The sequence below is a fragment of the Lentibacillus kapialis genome, assembly GCF_014646635.1.
Classification (GTDB): domain Bacteria; phylum Bacillota; class Bacilli; order Bacillales; family Amphibacillaceae; genus Lentibacillus; species Lentibacillus kapialis.
The window spans coordinates 1-1,177 of the sequence record NZ_BMNQ01000122.1; the positions used below are offsets into that span (position 1 = coordinate 1).

The window sequence follows — 1,177 nt, forward strand, 5'->3', positions numbered from 1 at the left end:
TCAAACTCTCCAATAAAAAAGTTTGAAACAAGATTGACACCGATCAATCTCTTACATGGCTTTCTTGCCAAAAAATCTATTCAGGGGTTGATGGCCCTTTCGTCAAAACAAACGTTCCGACGAATGACCGCTTACCTCTGACATCTTTGTCATACTGGTTGTTTCGTTCAGTTTTCAAGGAGCAAATAACACATATTATGGTGGAGCCTAGCGGGGTCGAACCGCTGACCTCCTGCGTGCAAAGCAGGCGCTCTCCCAGCTGAGCTAAGGCCCCGAAATGGTCGGGAAGACAGGATTTGAACCTGCGACCCCATGGTCCCAAACCATGTGCTCTGCCAAGCTGAGCTACTTCCCGTTATTATGGCGCGCCCGAGAGGAGTCGAACCCCTAACCTTCTGATCCGTAGTCAGACGCTCTATCCAATTGAGCTACGGGCGCTACTGGTGCCGAGGGCCGGACTCGAACCGGCACGGTAGGAGACCTACCGCAGGATTTTAAGTCCTGTGCGTCTGCCAATTCCGCCACCCCGGCTAGTCAGGAATGGCATTAAATAAATGGAGCGGAAGACGGGATTCGAACCCGCGACCCCCACCTTGGCAAGGTGGTGTTCTACCACTGAACTACTTCCGCAACAGAACTTTGAAACCTTTAAAGTGGTGCGGGTGGAGGGACTTGAACCCCCACGTCGCAAGACACTAGATCCTAAATCTAGCGCGTCTGCCAATTCCGCCACACCCGCAGGGAAACAGTGAGCCATGGAGGATTCGAACCTCCGACCCTCTGATTAAAAGTCAGATGCTCTGCCAGCTGAGCTAATGGCTCATGTTACTATCGTTTTATTTTAAGTATTAAAATGGTGCCGGCCAGAGGAATTGAACCCCCAACCTACTGATTACAAGTCAGTTGCTCTGCCAATTGAGCTAGACCGGCAAATTTGAACAATTAATTCACTGAACATAAATGGTGGAGGATGCAGGGATCGAACCTGCGACCCCCTGCTTGTAAGGCAGGTGCTCTCCCGGCTGAGCTAATCCTCCCGCACACATGTAACGCCTGGCGGCGTCCTACTCTTGCAGGGGTTAAACCCCAACTACCATCGGCGCTGGAGAGCTTAACTTCTGTGTTCGGCATGGGAACAGGTGTGTCCTCTCCGCTGTTGCTGCCAGACCTGTGCATG

At 51.8% G+C, this 1,177-nt stretch carries 9 tRNA genes and 1 rRNA gene; all 10 read right to left on the bottom strand.

Going from position 1 to position 1,177, the window contains the following annotated elements:
- Nucleotides 1–198: 198 nt before the first annotated feature.
- Nucleotides 199–274, bottom strand: a tRNA-Ala gene (locus tag IEW67_RS17850).
- Between the two features lie 4 nt (nt 275–278).
- A tRNA-Pro gene (locus IEW67_RS17855) sits at nt 279–355 on the bottom strand.
- 6 nt (nt 356–361) lie between these two features.
- Nucleotides 362–438 (bottom strand) — tRNA-Arg (locus IEW67_RS17860).
- A gap of 3 nt (nt 439–441) precedes the next feature.
- A tRNA-Leu gene (locus tag IEW67_RS17865) sits at nt 442–531 on the bottom strand.
- 24 nt (nt 532–555) lie between these two features.
- Nucleotides 556–630, bottom strand: a tRNA-Gly gene (locus tag IEW67_RS17870).
- A gap of 24 nt (nt 631–654) precedes the next feature.
- Nucleotides 655–739, bottom strand: a tRNA-Leu gene (locus IEW67_RS17875).
- 10 nt (nt 740–749) lie between these two features.
- Nucleotides 750–822 (bottom strand) — tRNA-Lys (locus IEW67_RS17880).
- A gap of 32 nt (nt 823–854) precedes the next feature.
- Nucleotides 855–930: transfer RNA gene (locus IEW67_RS17885), tRNA-Thr, on the bottom strand.
- 31 nt (nt 931–961) lie between these two features.
- Nucleotides 962–1,037, bottom strand: a tRNA-Val gene (locus IEW67_RS17890).
- Nucleotides 1,038–1,051: 14 nt separating this feature from the next.
- Nucleotides 1,052–1,167: ribosomal RNA gene (gene rrf / locus IEW67_RS17895) — 5S ribosomal RNA — on the bottom strand.
- Nucleotides 1,168–1,177 lie beyond the last annotated feature (10 nt).